The 20,894-nt window shown below is 68.7% G+C and carries 18 protein-coding genes; 12 read left to right on the top strand and 6 right to left on the bottom strand.

Going from position 1 to position 20,894, the window contains the following annotated elements; all coding sequences use genetic code 11:
- Nucleotides 1-16 precede the first annotated feature (16 nt).
- From ABWW33_RS00710 to ABWW33_RS00655, 12 genes are all read left to right on the top strand, one after another.
- Nucleotides 17-1,372: a DUF1329 domain-containing protein gene (locus tag ABWW33_RS00710; protein WP_176650280.1), complete on the top strand. Its 1,356-nt coding sequence runs from the start codon at nt 17-19 to the stop codon at nt 1,370-1,372.
- Nucleotides 1,372-2,466, top strand: coding sequence for a YCF48-related protein (locus tag ABWW33_RS00705; RefSeq protein ID WP_353397761.1), 1,095 nt, complete (start codon nt 1,372-1,374; stop codon nt 2,464-2,466). Before ABWW33_RS00710 ends, ABWW33_RS00705 begins: the two co-directional genes overlap by 1 nt.
- Nucleotides 2,463-4,826: an efflux RND transporter permease subunit gene (locus ABWW33_RS00700; protein ID WP_353397758.1), complete on the top strand. Its 2,364-nt coding sequence runs from the start codon at nt 2,463-2,465 to the stop codon at nt 4,824-4,826. Before ABWW33_RS00705 ends, ABWW33_RS00700 begins: the two co-directional genes overlap by 4 nt.
- A 15-nt stretch (nt 4,827-4,841) precedes the next feature.
- The gene (locus ABWW33_RS00695) at nt 4,842-6,002 is read left to right on the top strand and encodes an alpha/beta hydrolase family protein (protein WP_353397756.1); all 1,161 of its coding nucleotides are present in this window, start codon (nt 4,842-4,844) and stop codon (nt 6,000-6,002) included.
- 16 nt (nt 6,003-6,018) lie between these two features.
- Nucleotides 6,019-6,981 carry a VOC family protein gene (locus tag ABWW33_RS00690; protein ID WP_353397753.1) on the top strand — a complete coding sequence of 321 codons (963 nt, stop codon included), beginning with the start codon at nt 6,019-6,021 and terminating at the stop codon, nt 6,979-6,981.
- Between the two features lie 10 nt (nt 6,982-6,991).
- Complete coding sequence (locus ABWW33_RS00685; RefSeq protein WP_176650275.1) at nt 6,992-7,345, top strand: Rieske (2Fe-2S) protein; 354 nt, start codon at nt 6,992-6,994, stop codon at nt 7,343-7,345.
- A 17-nt stretch (nt 7,346-7,362) separates the two neighbouring features.
- Entirely contained in the window at nt 7,363-9,006 is a 1,644-nt protein-coding gene (locus tag ABWW33_RS00680) for a methyl-accepting chemotaxis protein (protein ID WP_353397750.1), read from the top strand.
- Between the two features lie 96 nt (nt 9,007-9,102).
- On the top strand, nt 9,103-10,233 hold the full coding sequence (locus ABWW33_RS00675) for an FAD-dependent oxidoreductase (protein ID WP_176650273.1): 1,131 nt from the start codon (nt 9,103-9,105) through the stop codon (nt 10,231-10,233).
- A gap of 15 nt (nt 10,234-10,248) precedes the next feature.
- Nucleotides 10,249-11,415: an MFS transporter gene (locus ABWW33_RS00670; RefSeq protein WP_353397747.1), complete on the top strand. Its 1,167-nt coding sequence runs from the start codon at nt 10,249-10,251 to the stop codon at nt 11,413-11,415.
- Between the two features lie 22 nt (nt 11,416-11,437).
- Nucleotides 11,438-12,016, top strand: coding sequence for a cupin domain-containing protein (locus ABWW33_RS00665; RefSeq protein WP_176650271.1), 579 nt, complete (start codon nt 11,438-11,440; stop codon nt 12,014-12,016).
- A gap of 26 nt (nt 12,017-12,042) precedes the next feature.
- Nucleotides 12,043-13,032 carry a fumarylacetoacetate hydrolase family protein gene (locus ABWW33_RS00660; RefSeq protein ID WP_353397745.1) on the top strand — a complete coding sequence of 330 codons (990 nt, stop codon included), beginning with the start codon at nt 12,043-12,045 and terminating at the stop codon, nt 13,030-13,032.
- Nucleotides 13,029-13,976 (top strand): NAD-dependent epimerase/dehydratase family protein, encoded by a 948-nt coding sequence (locus ABWW33_RS00655; protein WP_353397742.1) that lies wholly within the window; start codon nt 13,029-13,031, stop codon nt 13,974-13,976. Before ABWW33_RS00660 ends, ABWW33_RS00655 begins: the two co-directional genes overlap by 4 nt.
- 54 nt (nt 13,977-14,030) lie before the next feature.
- On the opposite strand, the gene ABWW33_RS00650 is transcribed toward ABWW33_RS00655, so the two are convergent.
- From ABWW33_RS00650 to ABWW33_RS00625, 6 genes are all read right to left on the bottom strand, one after another.
- Nucleotides 14,031-15,017 (bottom strand): ornithine cyclodeaminase family protein, encoded by a 987-nt coding sequence (locus ABWW33_RS00650; protein ID WP_176650268.1) that lies wholly within the window; start codon nt 15,015-15,017, stop codon nt 14,031-14,033.
- A 121-nt stretch (nt 15,018-15,138) separates the two neighbouring features.
- Complete coding sequence (locus ABWW33_RS00645) at nt 15,139-16,032, bottom strand: LysR family transcriptional regulator (RefSeq protein WP_353397739.1); 894 nt, start codon at nt 16,030-16,032, stop codon at nt 15,139-15,141.
- An 11-nt stretch (nt 16,033-16,043) separates the two neighbouring features.
- Complete coding sequence (locus tag ABWW33_RS00640) at nt 16,044-17,495, bottom strand: NAD-dependent succinate-semialdehyde dehydrogenase (protein WP_353397736.1); 1,452 nt, start codon at nt 17,493-17,495, stop codon at nt 16,044-16,046.
- A 21-nt stretch (nt 17,496-17,516) separates the two neighbouring features.
- Nucleotides 17,517-18,536, bottom strand: a complete 1,020-nt coding sequence (locus ABWW33_RS00635; protein ID WP_353397734.1) for a dihydrodipicolinate synthase family protein — start codon at nt 18,534-18,536, stop codon at nt 17,517-17,519.
- Nucleotides 18,537-18,607: 71 nt separating this feature from the next.
- A complete protein-coding gene (locus ABWW33_RS00630; protein WP_353397731.1) occupies nt 18,608-19,099 on the bottom strand; it encodes a TIGR03118 family protein in 492 nt (163 codons plus the stop codon).
- Nucleotides 19,100-19,161: 62 nt separating this feature from the next.
- On the bottom strand, nt 19,162-20,889 hold the full coding sequence (locus ABWW33_RS00625) for a tannase/feruloyl esterase family alpha/beta hydrolase (RefSeq protein ID WP_353397729.1): 1,728 nt from the start codon (nt 20,887-20,889) through the stop codon (nt 19,162-19,164).
- Between the last annotated feature and the right edge of the window lie 5 nt (nt 20,890-20,894).

Here is a 20,894-nt window from a genome sequence, read left to right as displayed (position 1 = left end):
CCACACAGGAGACCATATGAAACACCCACGCCTGATATCCGCCCTGGCGGCGCTGGCCGCGCTGGCCGCCTCGCTGCCCGCCGCCGCCGTCACGCCCGAGGAAGCGGCCAAGCTGAAAACCGAACTGACGCCGCTGGGCGCCGAAAAGGCCGGCAACAAGGACGGCAGCATCCCCGCCTGGACCGGCGGCTACACCACGGCGATCGCCGGCGACAAGCCGGGGGGCCGCCGCGGCGATCCGTTCAAGGACGAGAAACCCTTGTTTGTCGTCACCGGCAAAAACGCCGACCAATATGCCGGCGTGCTGACCGACGGCACCAAGGCCATGCTGAAAAAATATCCGGACTACCGGCTCGACGTCTACCAGACCCACCGCACCGCCGCCGCGCCGCAGTGGGTGTATGACAACACCTTCAAGAACGCCACCCGCGCCAAGCTGGCCAGCGACGTGGTCAGCGGCGCCTACGGCGGCGTCCCCTTCCCCATTCCGAAGACCGGCGCGGAAGTGATGTGGAACCACCTGCTGCGCTGGCGCGGCACCTCTTGGCAGGCCCCGCTCAATCAGTACCAGCTGACCGCCGACGGCAAGGCCGTGCTGACCACCAGCGGCACCGCCGATCTGCAGATGCCGTACTACTTCCAGGAAGGCTCACTGGAGCAGTTCACCAAGGCCAACGAGTTCTGGCTGATCCGCCTGATCAATTCCGGTCCCCCGATCCGCGCCGGCGAAGCCATCGTCGGCCGCGACAGCATCGATCCGAGCAAGGACCAGGCCTGGGTCTACCTGACCGGCCAGCGCCGCGTGCGCAAGCTGCCGAATCCGTGCTGCGACACGCCCACGCCATCCACCGCCGGCGTGATGAGCTTTGACGAGATCGCAACCTGGACCGGCCGCACCGACCGTTTCGACTGGAAGCTGGTGGGCAAGCAGGAGATGCTGATCCCCTACAACGGCAACAAGCTGCTGCAGCCCAAGACCGACGCCGAGGTAATCGGCAAGGCCTACCTCAATCCCGACCACGTGCGCTGGGAACGGCACCGCGTGTGGGTGGTCGAGGCCGCGCTGCGCGCCGGCCAGCGCCATCAGGCGCCGAAGAGCCGCTACTACTGCGACGAGGACACGTGGAACTGCGTGCTGGGCGACCGCTGGGATGCCAACGGCCAGCTGTGGAAGACGCTGTGGTCGCAAACCTTTGTCGCGCCGGACCTGCCGGGCACCGTGATCGGCGCCTTCGGCTTCACCGACCTGGTCTCCGGCACCGCTTTCGTGGGCGACCTGTACACCGCGAAGCCGGCGCAGTATCCGCTCAAGCCGCGCTACCAGGACAGCGTCTTCACCCCTGACGCCATGGCCGGCGAAGGTGCGCGCTGATGTCGATGAAAACGTATCTGCTGGAGTGCGCATGGTACTGCGCACTGGCGCTGGGTGCCGCGCCGGCATGTGCCGCCGGCGCGCCGGACGCTCCGCCCGGCGCCGTCGCGGCGGCCCGGCTGCGGCCGGCCGTGACGGCGCAGCATGCGGCGCAGGCCGTGATGCTGGGCGCCGCCACGGCGGGGACGCGCATCATCGCCGTCGGCGAGCGCGGCATCATCCTGCTCAGCGACGACCAGGGTAAAAACTGGCGCCAGGCCGCCGCTCCGATCAGCGTGACGCTGACGGCGGTGCGCTTCGCCGACGCGCAGCACGGCGTCGCGGTCGGCCACGCGGGCGTGGCCCTGACCAGCGCAGACGGCGGCGCCCATTGGGAGGCGACGCTGGATGGGCAGCGCATCGCCGCGCTGGCGCTGGCGGCGGCCAAGGCCCGCGACAACGACGCCGCCATCCGCGAGGCCGAGCGGCTGGCGGCCGACGGCGCCGACAAGCCGCTGCTGGACGTCTGCCTGCTGGGCGGCGGCCGCATGCTGGCGGTGGGCGCCTACGGCCTGGCCTTCGGGAGCGACGACGGCGGCCGCACCTGGACCTCGTGGATGGACCGCATCGACAATCCAAAGGGCCTGCACCTGAACACGGTGCGCCGGGGCGGCGACGCCATCCTGATCGGCGGCGAGCGCGGACTGGCGCTGCTGTCCACTGACGGCGGCCGGACTTTCCGGCGCCTGGAGCTGCCCTACCGGGGCAGTTTCTTCACCGCCGAACTGCCGGCGGCCAACGACCATGAGCTGGTACTGGCCGGATTGCGCGGCAACGCCTGGCGCTCCACCGACGGCGGCCGCAGCTGGCAACAGCTGGCCAGCCCGATGCCGGTATCGATCACCGCGTCGGCCATCCGCGCCGACGGTTCGCTGCTGTTCGCCAACCAGGCCGGCCTGCTGCTGACCGTGCAGGGACAGGCGCTGGCGCCCTCCCCGGCCGCGCCGCTGCCGCCGCTGAACGGCGTACTCGATCTGCGCAACGGCCAGCTGCTGGCGTTGACCATGCAGGGCATCATGCCGGTGGCCGCGCCGTTCCCGGGAGCGAAACCATGAACATGTCCGAACAATTGACGCAATTCGACCGTGCCTCCGGTTCGCTGGTCGAACGGCTGCTGTTCAACAACCGCCTGCTGGTGATGTTCGCCTGCGCGCTGGTCACGGCCCTGCTGGGCTGGCAGGCCACCAAATTGAGCATCAACGCCAGCTTCGAGAAAACCATCCCGGCCAACCATCCCTACATCCGCAACTACCTGGCCAACCAGGCCGAGTTGACGGGGCTGGGCAACGCGGTGCGCATCGCGGTCGACAATCCGCGCGGCAGCATCTACGACCGCGCCTACCTCGACACCCTGCGCAAACTGAGCGAGGAAGTGTTCCTGCTGCCCGGCGTGGCGCGCAACCAGATGAAGTCCCTGTGGACGCCCGGCACGCGCTGGGTCGGCGTGACCGAGGACGGGCTGGAAGGCGGCCCGGTGATCCCGGACGGCTATGACGATGGCGGCGCCGCCAGCCTGGCGCAGCTGCAGGCCAACATCGCCCGTTCCGGCGAGATCGGCCAGCTGGTGGCCTTCGACGCCCGCTCCAGCGTGATCTACGTGCCGCTGCTGGTGCGCGACGGCGACGGCAAGGCGCTCGACTACGGCCAGTTCGCCCAGCGGCTGGAAGCGCTGCGCGCCAAGTACGAGCAACAGGGCGTGCGCATCCACATCACCGGCTTCGCCAAGCTGGTGGGCGATCTGATCGACGGCGTGCGCGCGGTGCTGGTGTTCTTCGCCATCGCGGTCGCCATCGCCACCGCCATGGTCTACTGGTACACCCGCTGCTCGCGCTCGACCGCGCTGGTGGTGTTGGCGTCGCTGGTGGCGGTGGTGTGGCAGCTCGGCATGCTGCCGATGCTTGGTTACGCGCTCGACCCCTACTCCATCCTGGTGCCCTTCCTGGTGTTCGCCATCGGCATGAGCCACGGTGCCCAGAAGATGAACGGCATCATGCAGGACGTGGGACGCGGCATGCACAAGCTGGTGGCGGCGCGCTACACCTTCCGCCGCCTGTTCCTGGCCGGGCTGACCGCGCTGCTGGCCGACGCGGTCGGCTTCGCCGTGCTGTCGACGATCGACATCGCCGTGATCCGCGAGTTGGCGGTCGCCGCCTCGCTGGGCGTGGGCATGCTGATCTTCACCAACCTGATCCTGCTGCCCATCCTGCTCAGCTACACGGGCGTCAGCGCCGACGCCGCCGCGCGCAGCCTGCGCGCCGAGGCGGCCGAGGCCTCCGGCCAGGCGCGCCATCCGCTGTGGGCGCTGCTGGACCGATTCACCGGCCGCCGCTGGGCCACCGGCGCCATCGTGGCGGCGCTGCTGCTGGCCGCGGGCGGCTACGCGCTCAGCACCCGGCTGAAGATCGGCGACCTCGATCCGGGCGCGCCGGAGCTGCGCGCCGACAGCCGCTACAACCGCGACGTCGCCGCGCTCAGCGCGTCCTACGGGGCTTCAAGCGACGTGCTGGCGGTGATGGTCAAGACGCCGGACGGCCAGTGCTCGCAATACGACACGCTCAACAAAATCGACGCGCTGGAATGGCAGCTGCGCCAGATCGACGGCGTCGAGAGCAGCAACAGCCTGGCGCTGCTGAACCGCCGCGTGCTGGTGGGCCTCAACGAGGGCAACCCGAAGTGGTATGAATTCCTGCCCAACCAGGACATGCTCAACACCGTCACCGCCGGCGCCCCGCGCGGCCTGTACAACGACAGCTGCAACCTGCTGACGGTCTACGCCTACCTGCGCGACCACAAGGCCGACACGCTGGCGCGCGTGGTGGCCCACGTCGAAGCCTTCGCCGCCGCCAACAACAGCAAGGACGTGCAGTTCCAGCTGGCGGCGGGATCGGCAGGCATCGAGGCCGCCACCAACATCGTGGTGCACGAGGCGTGGCGCCGCATGCTGCTGCTGGTGTATGCGGCGGTGGTGCTGCTGTGCTTCATCACCTTCCGCTCCTGGCGCGCGGTGCTGGTGGCGGTGCTTCCGCTGATGCTGACCTCCGTGCTGGCCGAGGCGCTGATGGTGGTGTTCGGCATGGGCGTCAAGGTCGCCACGCTGCCGGTGATCGCGCTCGGCGTGGGCATCGGCGTCGACTACGCGCTGTACATCCTCAGCATCACGCTGGGCCAGTTGCGCCAGGGCGCCAGCCTGTCGGACGCCTACTACCGCGCGCTGCTTTTCACCGGCAAGGTGGTGATGCTGACCGGCGTGACGCTGGCCATCGGCGTCATCACCTGGGTCTTCAGCCCGATCAAGTTCCAGGCCGACATGGGCCTGCTGCTGGGCTTCATGTTCCTGTGGAATATGCTCGGCGCGCTGATCCTGGTGCCGGCCCTGTCCCACTTCCTGCTCAAGCCAGCAGCCAAACCGCTTTAACCAAAAGGAGCATCAATGTTTCGCTACTTCCCCACCAACTACGTCTGGGATCTCTCGGTCAATCTCGCCATCGAGATGGGCGCCAAAATGGGCGAGATCCAGGAGATGTGCGCGCCGCTGCAGGAGGCCGCAAAACAGCCCGACGCCGCCGGCTCGCAAGCGTTCCGCGCCACCTGGGTACGCATGGCCGACAAGCTGTGCGAACTGGCCGAAGAAGACGAGGCGCGCGGCCGCCTGATCTCGGCCGGCGACAAGTACGGCCGCGCCGCCACCTACTACCTGACCGCCGAGCGCCTGCAGGCCCACGGCGCGGAGGGCCGCGTCGCGCTGTACCGGCGCTTCCTCGACGTGTTCGCCAAGGGCATCGCGCTGGCCGGCGAAAACTGCGAGCGGGTCGAGATCCCCTACGGCGACGCGCACATCTCCGGCCTGTACGTGCGGGCCGATGGCGTCAGCGGCCGCGCGCCGCTGCTGGTGCAGCTGAACGGCCTCGATTCGACCAAGGAGATGAAATACCGCGTCGGCCTGCCGCGCTGGCTGGCACAGCGCGGCGTGTCCTCGCTGATCATCGACCAGCCGGGCACCGGCGAAGCCCTGCGCCTGCACGGCATGACGGCCGTCTACAACACCGAGGTGTGGGCCAGCAAGGTGGTCGACTGGCTGGAGACGCGCGACGACGTCGATCCCAAGCGCATCGGCTGCGAAGGCGTGTCGCTGGGCGGCTACTACTGCCCGCGCGCGGTGGCCTTCGAGCCGCGCTTCGCCTGCGGCGTCGTGTGGGGCGCCAACCACGACTGGCGCGACGTGCAGAAAAAGCGCCTGCAGAAGGAAGGCAGCTTCCCGGTGCCGCACTACTGGGCACACGTGCAGTGGGTCTGGGGCGCGAAGGACATGGACGACTTCATGAAGATCGCCGAGAACGTGCACCTGGACGGCGTGATCGAGCGCATCAAGGTGCCGTTCCTGGTCACCCACGGCAGCAAAGACTCGCAGATCCCGCTGCACTGGGCCGAACGCACCTACGAACAGCTGGTCAACAGCCCGAAACGCGAGCTGAAGATCTTCACCGAACGCGAAGGCGGCGTGCAGCACTCCAGCTTCGACAACTCCGCCAATGCCGGCGCCTACATAGCCGACTGGGTCGCCGAGACCCTCGGCGGGCGAGTATCCCTCTAACCACAAGGAATCACACATGAATATCATCGGACCAGATGCACTCGTTTTCGGCGTCGACGACGTCGCCGCCTGCAGCCAGTACCTGACCGACTACGGCCTGACGCCGGTCGGCGTCACGGCCGCCGGCGGCCGCTTCGAAGCGCTGGACGGCACCGCCATCGTCATCGCCCACCAGGACGACGCCTCGCTGCCGCCGCCGCTGCCGACCCGCACCATGCTGCGCAAGACCGTCTACGGCGTGGCCGACAGCGCCACGCTGGGCGCCATCGCCGAAGAACTGGGCAAGGACCGCGAAGTGCGCCGCCTGCCCGACGGCTCGATCGAAAGCACCGACGATTCGGGCTTCGTGCTGGGCTTCCAGGTCAGCGTGCGGCGGACCATTTCGCTGGCGGCGGAAACCATCAACGCGCCGGGCGCTCCGGCGCAACGCGGTGCCAACGTGGTGGCGGCGAGCGAACAAGCCGTGATCCAGCCGCGCACCTTGTCGCACGTGGTCTACTTCGTGCCGGATACGGACAAGGCGGAAGCGTTCTATATCGAGCGCCTCGGCTTCCGCTGCACCGACCGCCTGGGCGGCGCAGGTCCCTTCCTGCAGCCGGCCGGCACGCTGGACCACCACACCCTGTTCCTGATCAAGACCCCGCCGTTCATGCAGGGCGTGGAACACTTCACCTTCCACCTGGGCGGACCGAGCGAATTGATGCAGGCCGGCACCCGCTTCGTCGACAAGGGCTATCAGTCGTTCTGGGGGCCGGGCCGCCACAAGTTCGGCTCCAACTGGTTCTGGTACTTCAACAGCCCGTTGGGTTGTCACGTCGAGTACGACGCCGACATGGACCTGCACGACGCCGACTGGCAACCGCGCACCGTGCCGATGAGCGCCGACGCCTCGCAGCTGTTCCTGTTCCAGGCGCGCGACAAGTGGGCGCCATCCGGCCCGCCTCCCGGCGCCGCAGGCGGTCCACCAGCCGCGCACTAGGAGGGGCGCCATGCAGGCCTCCGACCTTCTGCTGTGCCGCCTGGAAGAACTGCCCGACGGCGAAGCGCGCGGCTTCGACCCGCTGGGCAGCGGCCAGGACAGCGTGCTGGTGGTGCGCCAGGGCGGGCGCCTGCATGCCTACCGCGACCTGTGCCCGCACTACGGCGACACGCCGATGGCGTGGCGCCGGCACGCCTATCTGAACGCTGAGCGCAGCCACATCGTCTGCGCCGCGCACGGCGCGCTGTTCGAGATCGACGGCGGCGCCTGCGTGCGCGGCCCGTGCCTGGGCCAGGCGCTGACGCCGGTGACCATCGCCGTCAACGCCGCCGGCGAAGTCTGGCTGGCCGGCGATCCACAATAAAAAAAGCAGGAGACCACATGAAACCAATACGCTGGCGCCGGCCCTTGCCCCTGGCGCTGCTTCGGCCGCGACCCGCCCAAGGGCAGCGGCGCCAACTCGGCCTGCGCCCCCGGCTCCTGCTGGGCATGGGAGCGCTGATGCTGCTGTTCGGCGCCACCACGGTGCTGGCGCTGTGGCACCTGCAATCGGCGTCGGACCAGCTGCAGCGCATCGTCGAACGCGACGCCCGCCGCGCCGACCTGGCGCACCGGCTGCAGACCGCGCTGCTGGACATCGGCATGCAGGAACGCACGCTGCTGCCGATGACCGATGCCGAGGACCTGAAAGCGCAATCCGCGCTGCTGCGTCAAGCCAAGACGGGCTACGACCGCACCGAGGCCCAACTGGCGGCGCTGCCGGCCGAAGCCGGCGAAGAGGAACCCACGCTGGCCGGCCAGCTGGCCGCCATCCGCGCGGTGCGCGCCGAAATCGCCCCGGTGCATGAGCGCGCGATGGATCTGGTGGTGCAGGGCGCCGGCGCCGAGGCGGCGTTCGCCCTGCTGCTGCAGACCGAGCGCGCGGAGCAGCAATGGCGCGAGCGCATCGCCGCCATCGTCACCCGGATCAGCCGCAGCAACGAGGCGGTATACCTGCAGGCCAGGCAGCGCGCGCAACAGGCCCGCACCCTGCTGCTGTCGGCGCTGGCGTTGGCGACTGCCGCCAGCCTGCCATTGGCGCTGGGCCTGGCGCGCAACATCACGGTGCCGGTGGCCGAGGCGACCAGGGTGGCCGAATCGATCGCCGGCGGCGACCTGGCGTCGGCGATCCAGGTCCGGCGCGCGGACGAACTGGGACGGCTGCTGGGCGCGATCGGCGGCATGCAGGACAAGTTGCGCCGTATTGTCGGCGGGCTGGACGCCTCGGCCGATGCGATCGCCGGCGCCAGCAGCGCGATCGCCGTCAGCAGCCGCGAACTGTCCGAACGCACCGAGCAAACCGCATCGGGACTGCGCCAGACCACCGCCGCCATGCTCGACCTGTCGGCCATGGTGACCCGCAGCGCCGAGGCGGCCCAGCTGGCGAAGACGCAGACCGACAGCGTGCGGCGCCAGGCGCAGGACGGCGGCAACGCCATGGCGCAGGTCACGGCGGGCATGGAGGGCATCCGCCAGGCCACCCGCAAGATCGACGACATTGTCGGCATCATCAGCAGCATCGCCTTCCAGACCAATATCCTGGCGCTGAACGCCGCCGTGGAGGCGGCACGCGCCGGCGAACATGGGCGCGGCTTCGCGGTGGTCGCGGCCGAGGTCCGCACACTGGCCCAGCGCGCCGCCGGCGCCGCGACCCAGATCGGAAGCCTGAGCCGTGAGGCGGACAGCCGCATCGCCGCCAGCAGCGCGCAGGTGGCTCATGCGGCCGCCAACGCCGACACGCTGATGACGATGAGCGACGGCGTGGCGGCGCTGGTCAGCGACATCTCCAGCGCCGCCATCGAGCAGAACGCCAGCCTGCGCGAGATCGGCACCGTATTGAGCCAGCTGGACGCGATGACGCAGCAGAACGCCGCCATGGGCGCGGCGTCGGTCGATACCGCCACCGTGCTCGGCACCGAAGCGGGACGGCTGGTCGGCCTGGTACAGCTGTTCCAGGCACCACAGCCATCGATCGTATCGATATAAGCCATGCATTTAATCAATTTTACAAATAAGGCCTGAATCCGCACACTAGGCCCACAGCATCGCAAAACAACAATCATTGAACCAATGGAGACCCACATGACATCCCCTGCACAAAACATCCTGATCATCGGCGGCGGCTTTTCCGGCATGGCCGCGGCCATCCAGCTGCGCAAGCAGGGCCTGGCCGTGGAGGTGGCGGAGATCGATCCCGGCTGGCGTTCCTACGGTGCCGGCATCAGCCTGGGCGGCGCTACGCTGCGCGCCTTCAAGACACTGGGCATCCTCGAACAATTCATGGCGCAAGGCTCGGCCGCCGACGACGTCGACCTGTTCCTGCCGCATGGCCAGCAGATCGCCGTGCTGCCGACGCCACGCCTGGCCGGACCCGAAATCCCCGGCGGCGGCGCCATCATGCGTCCGGTGCTGGCCAAGATACTGGCCGACGCCACCATCGCCAGCGGCGCCAAAGTGCGCCTGGGTTGCACCTTCACCGCGCTGCGCCAGCACGCCGACGGCGTCGAGGTCACCTTCACCGACGGAGAAACGCGCAACTACGACCTGGTGATCGGCGCCGACGGCCTGTATTCCAAGGTGCGCGAGGCAGTGCTGCCGGAAGCGTCGCAGCCGCAGTACACCGGCCAGTGCGTGTGGCGCGCGGTGCTGCCGCGGCCAGCCGAAGTGGAACGGGCCATGATGTGGGTCGGCCCCAAGATCAAGACCGGCGTCAATCCGGTCTCGCGCGACCAGATGTACCTGTTCGTCACCGAAGACCGCGCCGACAACGTGCAGATCGATCCGAAGCAGTTCGCGTCCATGCTGTCCGAGCTGCTGGCGCCCTTCTCCGCGCCGCTGATGCAGCAGTGCCGCGCCGCGCTCAACGAAGACTCGCAGATCGTCTACCGCCCGCTGGAGCAGTTGCTGGTGCGGCAGCCATGGCACAGCGGCCGCGTGGTGCTGATCGGCGACACCGTGCACGCCACCACGCCGCACATGGCCTCCGGCGCCTGCATCGGCATCGAGGACGCCATCGTGCTGGCCGAGGAACTGGGCAGCGCCGCCAGCGTCGAGCAGGCGCTGACGCAGTTCGAGGCGCGGCGCTGGGAGCGCTGCCGCATGGTGGTGGAGAACTCGGGCCGGCTGGGCGAGATCGAGATCACCGGCGGCGACAAAGCCGAGCACGCGCAGATCATGCGCGACACCCACATGGCGCTGGCCGCGCCGATCTGAGCGCGGGAGCCTGCCATGGAGAATCACGACAAGCTTGACGAACGCTGGCCCGGCCGCATCGCTCTGATGGTGGCGCACTGCGCCGGCATGGTGGACCTGGTGGCGCTGCCGGTATGGGTCGGCACGCTGATCACCCGCTACGGCTTCGACCCGCAACGGGCCGGCGCGCTGGCCACGCTGTTCCTGCTGGGCGCCGTCGGCTGCAGCCTGGTATGCGCGCCGCGCTTCCACCGGCTGCGTGCCAATGTGGTGGCGCCGTGCGGCTTCGCGCTGGCCGGCATCGCTTTCTTCGCCACGGCCCTGACCAGCGACTTCACGTTGATGGCGGTGCTGCACGCGCTGGCCGGCGCGGCGGCCGGCAGCGCCCTCAGCATGGCGCACGGCACCATGGGCCGCGGCCGCAATCCGCACCGCATGTTCGCGCTGGCCGGCATGGCGCTGGGCATATTCGCGATCGTTTTCCTCGGCCTGACGCCCGTCCTGGTGGCCGCCGGCGGCGGCCCGGTGCTGTTCCGCGTGTTCGCCGCGGTGATGCTGGTGGCAGCCGTGGTCACGGCCGTCGCCTTTCCTGCGGGTCCTGTCGTCCCCGCCGCCGGCGCCCGGACCGGTCACGCCGCCGGCGCCGGCGGCATCAGCGCGGCGGTCTGGTTTGCCGCGCTGGGCATCAGTTGCATGGGACTGGTGCAGGCCATGATGTTCAGCTTCCTCGAACGGATAGGCGCGGACCGCGGCTTCGCGCCCGCCGCCGTCACCGGCGTGCTGATCGCGCTGGGCTTCGTCAACCTGATCCCGGCGCCGCTGGCGGCGCTGCTGCAACGGCGCTGGCCCGCGCATCTGGTGGTGTTGGGCGGACCGGTGGCGCAGGCTGCGCTGGCGGTGACCATCGCCGGCAGCACAGGCTACCTGCCTTACGCCGTCGCCGGCGCCATGTTTGCCGCCGTGATGATCTTCACCCACACCTTCGCCTTCGGACTGGTGGCGCAGCTCGATCCGGGCGGCCGCGCGCTGTCGGCCACGCCCGCCATGCTGATGGTGGGCGCCGCCATCGGCCCCGTGCTCGGCGGCACCCTGGTCAAGCACGCCGGCTACGGGGTGCTTGGCAGCGCCGCCGTACTGCTGGCCATCGCTGCGGTCTACTGCTTCGCGCAGGCCGGCCGCCGCCGCGCCGTCGTGCTTTCCTGATGATAGAAACTGGAGTTCCCCTATGACCTTCCCCCCGATACACCGCGTCGTCACCGGCCATGACGCAGCCGGCAAAGCCATCGTCAGCACTGAGGGCGCGCTGCCCACCGTGGTCGAACTGTCGGCCATACCCGGCACCGTGTTCCACGAAGTCTGGAGCACGGCCGCCACGCCGGCACCGGCCGACAACGGCCCCGATCCCACCACCGGCCCGCTGACGCTGCCGCCGCCGAAGCTGGGCACGCGGTTGCGTTTCGTCGACATCCCGCCTGATACCGCCGAATTCCTGGCACATGGTGCGGCACGGATGCAAGAAGCTTTCACCGAGGTCGGCGACGCCGCAGCATCGACGGTACGCGCCCACTCGCCGCACCCGCTGATGCACCGCACCGAGTCGGTCGACTACGGCATCGTCATCGAAGGCGAACTGACGCTGGTGCTCGACGACTCCGAAGTGCAGCTGCATCCCGGCAGTGTGGTGATCCAGCGCGGCACCAACCATGCCTGGGCCAACCGTTCGCAGCGGCCCTGCCGCATCTTGTTCATGCTGATCGACGGTGCCTACGATCCAGCCATCGCCACCGCGCTCGCGGCGCGCTGAGCTCAACCAACATACAGACACTGACCATGAAATTCGCTACCCTGCAAGACCGCACGTTGGACGGCCGCCTGCTGCTCGTTTCGCGCGACCTGACCCGCTGCGTCGAAGCCGGCGACCTCGCCCCTTCCCTGCTGTACGCGCTGCGGCACTGGAACGACGTCGAGGCCGGCCTGCGCGAGCGCTACGACGCGCTCAACGTCGGCCAACTGGCCGGCCAGCCCTTCGAACCCTGCCTCTGCGCGGCGCCTCTGCCGCGCAGCCCGCAATGGTGCGACGGCTCCGCCTTCCTCAATCACGCCCACCTGATGGCGCAAGCGTTCGACACCCCGCCCATCCCCGACCTGGACACCATTCCGCTGATGTATCAGGGCGCCAGCGACGACTTCCTCGGCCCGCACGACAAGGTGCCGCTGCCCAGCGAAGCCGACGGCATCGACTTCGAGGGCGAATTCGGCGTCATCGTCGACGCGGTGGCGATGGCCAGCACGCCGGCCGAAGCGCTGGCGTCGGTGCGGCTGGTGGTACAGCTGAACGACTGGAGCCTGCGCGCCATGGGCCCGCGCGAAATGCGCACCGGCTTCGGCTTCCTGCAAGCCAAGCCGTCGACCAGCTTTGCCCCGGTGGCCGTCACGCCCGACGAACTGGGCAACGCCTGGCAGGACGGCCGCGTGCACCTGCAACTGGAAGTGGAATGGAACGGCGAGCGCTTCGGCCAGCCGCACGGTGGCGAAATGAGCTTCGGCTTCGGCGACCTGATCGCCCACGCGGCGCGCACGCGGCGGCTCACGCCCGGCACCATCATCGGCACCGGCACCGTATCGAACGCCAGCCGCGCTGCGGGTTCGGCCTGCATCGCGGAGCGGCGCGTGATCGAAATCATCGACCAGGGCGCCGCCCGCACGGGCTTCATGCGCTTTGGCGACAAGGTCCGCATGGAGGCGCGCTGGCCCGGCGGCGGCCACGGTCCGTTCGGCGTCATCGAGCAACAGGTGGTACGCGCGGAGCGCGCGGCATGAGTCATATCGTGATCACCGGCGCCAACGGCTTTGTCGGCCGCGCGCTGGTGCGCCGCCTGCAGGAAGATCCAAAGCATCAGTTGACGCTGATCGACCAATCGTTCGACAGCGCGCCGGCCGGCCCGAATACACGACGGGTCCTCGGCTCGTTCGGCGATCCCGCCGTGCTGGATGACGCGCTGCGCCTGCCGGCCGACATCGTGTTCCACCTGGCCAGCGTGCCCGGCTCTCTGGCCGAGCGCGAACACGCGCTGGGCTACCAGGTCAACCTGCAGGCCACGCTGACGCTGGCCCACCGGCTGGCCGCGCAAGGCCGCAAACAACGGCGTGCGTCACGCTTCGTGTTTGCCAGTTCGGTCGCGGTCTATGGTCCGCTCGGCGCGGACGCGGTGCATGAAGACCAGCCTGCCCGGCCGGCGATCAGCTACGGCGCCCACAAGCTGATGGCGGAAATCGAACTGGCCGACTTGAGCCGGCGCGGCGAGCTGGACGCGGTCAGCCTGCGGCTGCCGGGCATCGTCGCCCGGCCGGCGGCCGAAACGGGCCATGGCTCGGCCTTCATGAGCCTCGTCATGCACCGGCTGGCGGCCGGCGAGCCGTATGTCTGTCCGGTGTCGGCGCAGGCGACCGCCTGGTGGATGTCGCTGCCCTGCTGTGTCGACAACCTGCTGCACGCGGCGGCGATGAGCACCGCCGAAGCGCCCGCGTCGCGCTGCTGGCAACTGCCCGTACTACACCTCAGCATGGAGCAGCTCCTGGCGGCGCTGGTGGAGCGCTATGGTGCGCGCTGCCGACAGCTGATCAGCCATCAGCCGGACCCGCGGATCGAAGCGCTGTTCGGCCGCTACCCCGCGCTGCGCACGCCGGCCGCGCTGGCCGCCGGCTTCCGCCATGATGGAGATGCGGCCCGGTTGATCCAGCAGGCCCTCGCACCCACGCCTTAAAAGACGCCAGCTTGACGGCGGCCCGGCGCGACTGCGCATCCGGGCCGCCGCGCTTCACTTCTTCACCGGCGCTATGCTCACCGGCAGCTCGGTGCCCAATCCCTGGGCGCGCGCGCGAGTGAGCAGCATTTCCGCCGTCGCGACATCCTGCAAGGCCGAGCCCACGGATTTATAGACGACGATATCGTCCGCCGAACGCCGGCCCGGAACGCGCTGGCCGATCAGGTCCGCCAGCGCGTGCAGCTTGTGGCCGAATTCGACGCCGTCGCGTGTCGCGGCGATCAGGTCGCCCGTATCATGGACCACCTCCTCGACCATGTCCGCCACGATCAGCGCGGCGCGGCGTATCACCTCCACATCGACCTCGCGCTGTTCCGGCAGCGTCGATCCAATTGACACCACCGTCATGCCCGGCTCCAGCCATTCGCCCAAAAGCACCGGCAATTCGTCGCGTGAGCGCGCGGCGCAAATCACCACGTCGGCGCCTTCGAGCGCCTGCTGCGGCGTGCCGGCCGCGTGCACGTCCAATCCAAGCGTCGCCTTGAAATCATCGGCGAAGCGCTGGCGGCTGGCCGGTGTCGGACTGAAGACCGCGACCGAGCGGATCTCGCGCGCCGCATGCAGCGCCTGCAGCTGCGAGCGCGCCTCGAAGCCGGAACCAATCATCGCCACCCGCAGCGGACGTCGCGGCGCCAGCGCGTCCACCGCCAGCGCCGCCGTGGCCGCGGTGCGGATGGCGGTGATCTGGTTGCCGTCGATGAGCGCCGCCAGCGCCATCGTATGGGCGTCGAACAGCGACACCAGATAGCTGGCGCAGCCGGCGCGGGGCGAGGCGGCAATCTGCTTGCTGCCCATATGACCGCCGGTTGGCGACACCGCGCTCAGGCCGCGCAGCCATATGCCGTCGCCGCGCGCCATCGAACGGGGCGGCACCATCTGTGCCTTCATCGGCGCCGCATAGGCGGCACGCAGCGCCTCGATGGCCGCTCTCCAGTCATGCAGCGCGCTGACATCGCGGTCGGTTAAAAACAAGGTGGACATGGGGTAGGACTCCTATCGGTTGAATGACAGGCATACCTTAGCGGCGGGCGCCACGCCGGGGAAGCGCGGTGGCGGCATAGCAGCATTGGCAAATCCGAATACCGGCCGCCGCGCGCCGCGTTCAGCCGGCAAACAGGGAGGCGATCAACTGCGAGACGGCGCGCGTGGCCAGGGTGTGGGGACGATGCTGCGTGGTGCCCAGCACGATGCTGCGCTCCAGTTCCGGCTGGACGATGCGCGCCGCGCACAGCCTGTCGTCGCCGGATACCGTCTCCGCCATCGAGGCGACGATGGCGTACCCCGCGCCGGCGATCGCAAGTTCCCTCTGCAACGCGATGGTGTCGGCCTCCATCGCGACCGTCAGCCGCAGGCCGCGCTCGCGGGCCAGCGCGTCCAGGCGCTTGCGCAGCACATGCGGTTCGGCCGGCAGGATCAGCGGCATCCCGGCCAGCTCGGCGAAGGCGATGCGGTCATCGGCGAGCAAGGGATCGCCGGCGGGGCCGATCAGGTCGAGCGCCATGCTGCGCAGGCAGGTGGCGCCGGCGGCGGCCACCGGCCCTTCGCGCAGCAGCAGCGCCAGATCCAGCCGCCCGGCGTCGAGCCACTCTTCCAGCTGGGCGCTGGCGCCTTCCGCAAGGTGCAGGCGGATGCGGGGGAACTGCTCGCGGGCGGCGCGGAACAGCCGGCCGGCAAACGCCGGCACCGATGAAGGCAGCAGGCCGACATGCACCTCGCCGATGGGAATGCCGTTGGTGGTCAGGATCTCGTCGGCCAGCCGGTCGGAATCGGCGATCAGGGGCAGGATGCGGGCGTGAACAATCTGGCCGAATTCGGTCAGCACCACGCCGCGCCCCGTGCGCCGGAACAGCTTGCCGCCGCATTGCGTTTCCAGCTGCGCGATCTGGCGGCTGATGACCGATTGCGGCGCGTTCAGCGCGTCGGCGGCACGGGTCAGGCTGCCCAGCTGGGCAACGGTTGCAAACAGGTGCCAGCGGGGATCGAGTATCGGCAGCATGGGGAAGCGATTTACCAGGATACACAAATATACTTGGATTCCAGGTACTCCAGCAAGCCATCATGTCCGCCTTCGCGTCCGACGCCGCTTTGCTTCCAGCCGCCGAACGGCGCCGCCGGGTCGGACACCACGCCCCGGTTGATGCCGACCATGCCGGCCTCGATGCGTTCCGACACCGCCAGCGCCTGGCCCAGGTCGCGCGAGTGCACAAAGGCCACCAGACCGAACTCGGTATCGTTGGCCAGCGCGATCGCCTCTTCCATCGTATCGAACGCGCACACCGGCGCCACCGGCCCGAAGATTTCCTGCCGCAGGATGCTGGCATCGGGCCGTACGCCAGCCAGCAGCGTCGGCTCGTAGAAGTAGCCCCGCCCTTCCCTGGCCCGTCCGCCAGTCAGCACGGTGGCGCCCTGTTCGACCGCCTCCCCGACCAGCCGCGCCACCTTGTCCAGCGTGGCGCGATTGACCAGGGGACCCAGTTGCACGTTTTCGTCCAGGCCGGAACCGAGGCTGACCGCAGCCATCGCCGCGGCAAAGCGCCGGCAGAATTCCTCCGCCACCGGCCTGGCCACATAGAACCGGTTGGCCGCGGTGCACGATTCGCCGCCGTTGCGCAGCTTGGCGACCATGGCGGAGGCCACCGCCACGTCGAGATCCGCATCGGCCAGCACGATGAACGGCGCATTGCCGCCCAACTCCATCGAGCACTTGACCACATTGTCCGCCGCCTGTGCCAGCAGCGTACGGCCGATTTCGGTCGAGCCGGTGAACGACAGCTTCCGCACCCTGGGGTCGTGCAGCATCGCGTTGACGATCCGGCCCGACTGGCGCGACGGGACCACGTTGATCACGCCGGGCGGCACGCCGGCCTCCGCGAACAGCGCGGCCATGGCCAGCGCGGTCAGCGGCGTTTCCGACGCGGGTTTCAGCACCACCGTGCAGCCGGCGGCCAGCGCCGGGCCGATCTTGCGGGTCGCCATCGCCGCCGGAAAATTCCACGGGGTGACGAAGACCGCCACGCCGATCGGCTGGCGCAGCACCACGATGCGGTTGGCGCCGCCCGGCGCGGTGGAGACTTCGCCGCTGATGCGCACCGCCTCTTCCGCGTACCAGCGCAGGAACTCGGCGGCGTAGCTGACTTCACCGCGCGCCTCGGCCAGCGCCTTGCCGCTTTCCAGCACGATCAGGCGCGCGAATTCCTCCCTGCGCTCGATCAGCAGTTCGAACGATTTGCGCAGCACTTCGCCGCGCTGGCGTGGCGGCGTGGCGGCCCACGCCTTGCCTGCCGCGTGCGCGGCGGCCACCGCGTCCAGCGCGTCGTCGACGGTGGCGCTGGCCACGCTGGCCAGTACCTCTTCGGTGGCCGGATCGGCGACGTCAAAGGTGGCGCCGTCGGCGGCCTGGCGCCAGGCGCCGTTGATGTACAAGCCCTTGGGGACCTTGCTGACTTCAGGATATGACATGGGGCGTCCTCGGTGATGGCGTCAGGATGGATGGCGGCCGATGAGGAACTGGCTGTCCGCATCGCTGGTCGGCGTGACGCCGGAGGCGGCAAGGCCCTGGCGCAGCATCTTCATCAGGCGGTCCGGCACCCGCATGGCAGGCGCCCGCAGCGGGCCGCCGTTGAAGCCGGCCAGCCAGTCCTGGTATTTCCACATGCTGCGATTGAGCACGCCGGTGCCGCCGGCATAGGTCTGGGCCGCCGCGCCGTTCGCGTTGCGCGCCGGCGCCATCTGCCAGAACAGCTGCATCGCTTCCTCCCAGCTGCCCTTGCGCGCCAGCTCGAAAGCCTTGGGATAGTAGCCGCCCATCCATTGCGTATTGCTGGTGCCGGAGAATTGCAGATCCATGAGGCTCATCATCGGAATCGCGTCGCCCTCGATCGGGCAGCTGATCACGACTTCGTCGCGGAAATGGTGCCACATCTCGCACAGGCCGGATACCAGCGGGAAGCCCTGCTCCGACTTGATCGCCACGATGTTGGGGATATCGTCCAGCAGCCTGCGCACGAATTCGACCGGCATCCCGGCCGGGTGCACCCGCTCGAAACCCCACAGCGGGATCGGGAACAGCATCACCGCCAGGTCGGTGGCGTCGCAGAAGGCCTTGGTGTAGTCGTAGATCTCCTGCAAGGTCGTCGGCCAGAACTGCGGCGGATAGGACAGCAGCACGATGTCGGCGCCGGCCTTCTCGGCCAGCTTGACCGCCTCGATGTTTTCCTGCAGGGTGCCGAAGGCGGCGTGGAAGAACAAGCCCATGCGGTCGCCCGCCGTATCCCTGGCCCAGGCCGTGAATTGGGCATTTTCTTCCGGCGTGATCGCCACTTCCGAACATAGCAGGGTATAGCTGTAGCCGTATTCCATGGCCAGCCCGATGTCGTGGCGGATGCCTTGTTCATTGAGCCGCTTCAGGTCCGCGCTGTAGCTGGGAATGGTGACGCCGCTGCAGCCCACCAGGTGTTGGCGCGCCCAGGCGCGCGCGTCTTGCTTGCGATACTTAGCCATCTAGCCTCCGGTTGTGAGTTGTTCCATGCAACGCATCTTAGGAGACGTGACGAAGCCCGGTAAGGCCGCACTCAGGAAAGCAGACATGACGGTTTTGCTATATCTGCCGGTCCCTGAACGCCGTTACCGAAGGCCAGGCCCCACAGTCCGTCGATGGCGATGTTACTGCCGTCCGCCTTCTTCAGCAGGCCGGCCGACGCGCCGGTATTCGGATCGTAGGCCTGCACCAGGCCATCGCCGAAGTTCCCCACCAACAGCTTGCCGCTATACGTGCCGAAACTGGCCGGCGCCATCGCGATGCCCCATGGGGCGTTCAGGGTGCCGCCGACCACCAGCTGCTTGATCAGATTGCCCGCCGTGTCGAACACGTCGAGCACGCCGGAGCCGGGCTTCAACTCTTTGAAGTTCCCGGCATGCTTGGCAAAGATCACGTAGATGCGGTTATTGGCGAAATCGGTGGCGTAGATATAGTTGGCGCCGTAAAGCGTGGAGGTGTGGGTGCCGGTGCTGGCTACCCACACGTAACCGGCCGGATTGAAGGCGATGCCCCAGGCATCGACCAAATTGGCATCCGTGTTCGGCGCGCGAGCGGCAGCTCACCGCCCGCTGCGCGACGAAAAATACACTACTTGCAGCTGAAGTTGGCCGCATCCTCGACACTGCCGCTGCCGTTGTACTTGGCCACCTGCGGATAGGGACACAGCGGCCGGGTACGGGTGGCCGACCATGACGCCGGCACGTCGGCATTGGCACCGCCGGCGTTGCCCGCCCCCCGTGCGCTGGCCACCACCCGTTCAGGCGCCTGCCCCTTCTCGACCCAGTTGACCAATGGCGTCAGCATGTCGAATTGGTCGGTGGCCGGCCCGCCCGAGCAATGGGTCATGCCAGGCACCCGGAAGAAGCGCGCGAAGCCGGAGGCATCGCCGCCGTTCGCGGCGCGCAGATTGTCGTACCAGGCCGTGGTGTCGTCGCTGGAGAAGATCGGATCGCTGGTGCCGTGGTACAGCATCATCTTGGCGCCGCGGTTCTTTACCGTGCTGTAGTCGGTCAGGTGCGGTGGCAGCATGAAGGACATCGCGCTTTCGGTGTAGGTGGCGTCCGTCGCGGCGACCTGCGCCAGCAGCGTATCGATGTTGGAGGTCAGCGCGAAGTTGGCGCCATTGAAGGTGGCCGGGTTCACCGGCGGCACCTTCCAGATCATCGCCACGGCGCCCGAATCCAGCTGCAGGGGACTGAAGAACTTCCAGAACGCCCAGTTGGGAGCGGCAACGCCCGCATCGTATGGGAAGCTCGAATAGAACTTGGTCTTGGTGCTGGTGACCGCGCCCGTGAACAGCTGCCCGATCGACGTCTTCTGCGCCGCGCTGAGACAGGTGCCGTCGCGGCCCTGTGCGCCGCAGGACGGCACGTCGCGATCGAGGCTGAAGGCGGCCTGGCAGGCGCCGGTATCCTGCACCAGACCATCCTTGACGCCATCCAGCGCGTCGCACTTGTCCAGCACCGCGTTCGACACCAGCGCGCGTTCCGCCGGCGTGAAGCCGGTCGACAGGTCGCCCGGAGTGGTCGCCAGCGCCGCATAGGCCTGACCGCCGGCGATGTTGGCGATGGCCGCCAGCGGCAGCCGGAAGCCCGGATCGCCGACCAGGTAGCCGTCGAACTGCTCGCCGTAGCGCGCCGCGGCCACCATGGTGTGGCGGCCGCCGTTGGAGCAGCCGCCGAAGTAGGAACGATCCGGTCCCTTGCCATAGGCGGTCTGAATCGCGCTCTTGGCCATCGGCGCCAGCTTGCCCGAGGCCTGGTAGCCGTAGTCCAGCCGCGCCTGCGGATCGAGGCCGAACAGCGGCGTCGCCGCGCCGTGGCCGGCGTCGGAACTGATCACGGCAAAGCCCTGGTTCAGCGCGTTGTCCAGCTGTCCGCCGCCGCCGACGTCGCCCGTGGCCGTGACGACCGAGCCGTCAAGGCCGCCGTTGGCCTGGTAGAAGAAGCGACCGTTCCAATCCACCGGCAACCGCATTTCGAAGCCGATCGCGTAGTTTTGACCGTCGACCGGGCCGACACGCTGGTACATCGATCCCTTCACCAGGCAATGCGCAGGCACCGGCTTGCCGGCGACCGTCAGCACGCCGGCTGCCACCGAGGCCGCGCTGGCGATCGTCGTGTTGGGGTACACGATCCGGCTGGCCAGGTCGGTACAGGAGGCCAGCTTGGCGCCGCTGGCCGCGGTCAGCTGCGGCAGCGTCGCCGTACCGCCGGGTATGGCACCGCCGTCGCCGCCGCAGGCATTCAGGACCGCCGTCGACAGGCAAAGCGCCGCCAGCGGCGCGCCGTTCAAGACACGTCGTTTGATTGTCATCACTG

Source organism: Duganella hordei, assembly GCF_040369125.1.
In the GTDB taxonomy this organism is placed as follows: domain Bacteria; phylum Pseudomonadota; class Gammaproteobacteria; order Burkholderiales; family Burkholderiaceae_D; genus Rugamonas; species Rugamonas hordei.
Note: the sequence above shows the minus strand (reverse complement) of the source record. Positions and strands in the feature narration are given on the sequence as shown.

Excerpts from the sequence above, each read along its gene's own strand:
- ABWW33_RS00710 (WP_176650280.1), top strand. The coding sequence starts at position 17 with ATGAAACACCCACGCCTGATATCCGCCCTGGCGGCGCTGGCCGCGCTG.
- ABWW33_RS00705 (WP_353397761.1), top strand. The coding sequence starts at position 1,372 with ATGTCGATGAAAACGTATCTGCTGGAGTGCGCATGGTACTGCGCACTG.
- ABWW33_RS00700 (WP_353397758.1), top strand. The coding sequence starts at position 2,463 with ATGAACATGTCCGAACAATTGACGCAATTCGACCGTGCCTCCGGTTCG.
- ABWW33_RS00695 (WP_353397756.1), top strand. The coding sequence starts at position 4,842 with ATGTTTCGCTACTTCCCCACCAACTACGTCTGGGATCTCTCGGTCAAT.
- ABWW33_RS00690 (WP_353397753.1), top strand. The coding sequence starts at position 6,019 with ATGAATATCATCGGACCAGATGCACTCGTTTTCGGCGTCGACGACGTC.
- ABWW33_RS00685 (WP_176650275.1), top strand. The coding sequence starts at position 6,992 with ATGCAGGCCTCCGACCTTCTGCTGTGCCGCCTGGAAGAACTGCCCGAC.
- ABWW33_RS00680 (WP_353397750.1), top strand. The coding sequence starts at position 7,363 with ATGAAACCAATACGCTGGCGCCGGCCCTTGCCCCTGGCGCTGCTTCGG.
- ABWW33_RS00675 (WP_176650273.1), top strand. The coding sequence starts at position 9,103 with ATGACATCCCCTGCACAAAACATCCTGATCATCGGCGGCGGCTTTTCC.
- ABWW33_RS00670 (WP_353397747.1), top strand. The coding sequence starts at position 10,249 with ATGGAGAATCACGACAAGCTTGACGAACGCTGGCCCGGCCGCATCGCT.
- ABWW33_RS00665 (WP_176650271.1), top strand. The coding sequence starts at position 11,438 with ATGACCTTCCCCCCGATACACCGCGTCGTCACCGGCCATGACGCAGCC.
- ABWW33_RS00660 (WP_353397745.1), top strand. The coding sequence starts at position 12,043 with ATGAAATTCGCTACCCTGCAAGACCGCACGTTGGACGGCCGCCTGCTG.
- ABWW33_RS00655 (WP_353397742.1), top strand. The coding sequence starts at position 13,029 with ATGAGTCATATCGTGATCACCGGCGCCAACGGCTTTGTCGGCCGCGCG.
- ABWW33_RS00650 (WP_176650268.1), bottom strand. The coding sequence starts at position 15,017 with ATGTCCACCTTGTTTTTAACCGACCGCGATGTCAGCGCGCTGCATGAC.
- ABWW33_RS00645 (WP_353397739.1), bottom strand. The coding sequence starts at position 16,032 with ATGCTGCCGATACTCGATCCCCGCTGGCACCTGTTTGCAACCGTTGCC.
- ABWW33_RS00640 (WP_353397736.1), bottom strand. The coding sequence starts at position 17,495 with ATGTCATATCCTGAAGTCAGCAAGGTCCCCAAGGGCTTGTACATCAAC.
- ABWW33_RS00635 (WP_353397734.1), bottom strand. The coding sequence starts at position 18,536 with ATGGCTAAGTATCGCAAGCAAGACGCGCGCGCCTGGGCGCGCCAACAC.
- ABWW33_RS00625 (WP_353397729.1), bottom strand. The coding sequence starts at position 20,889 with ATGACAATCAAACGACGTGTCTTGAACGGCGCGCCGCTGGCGGCGCTT.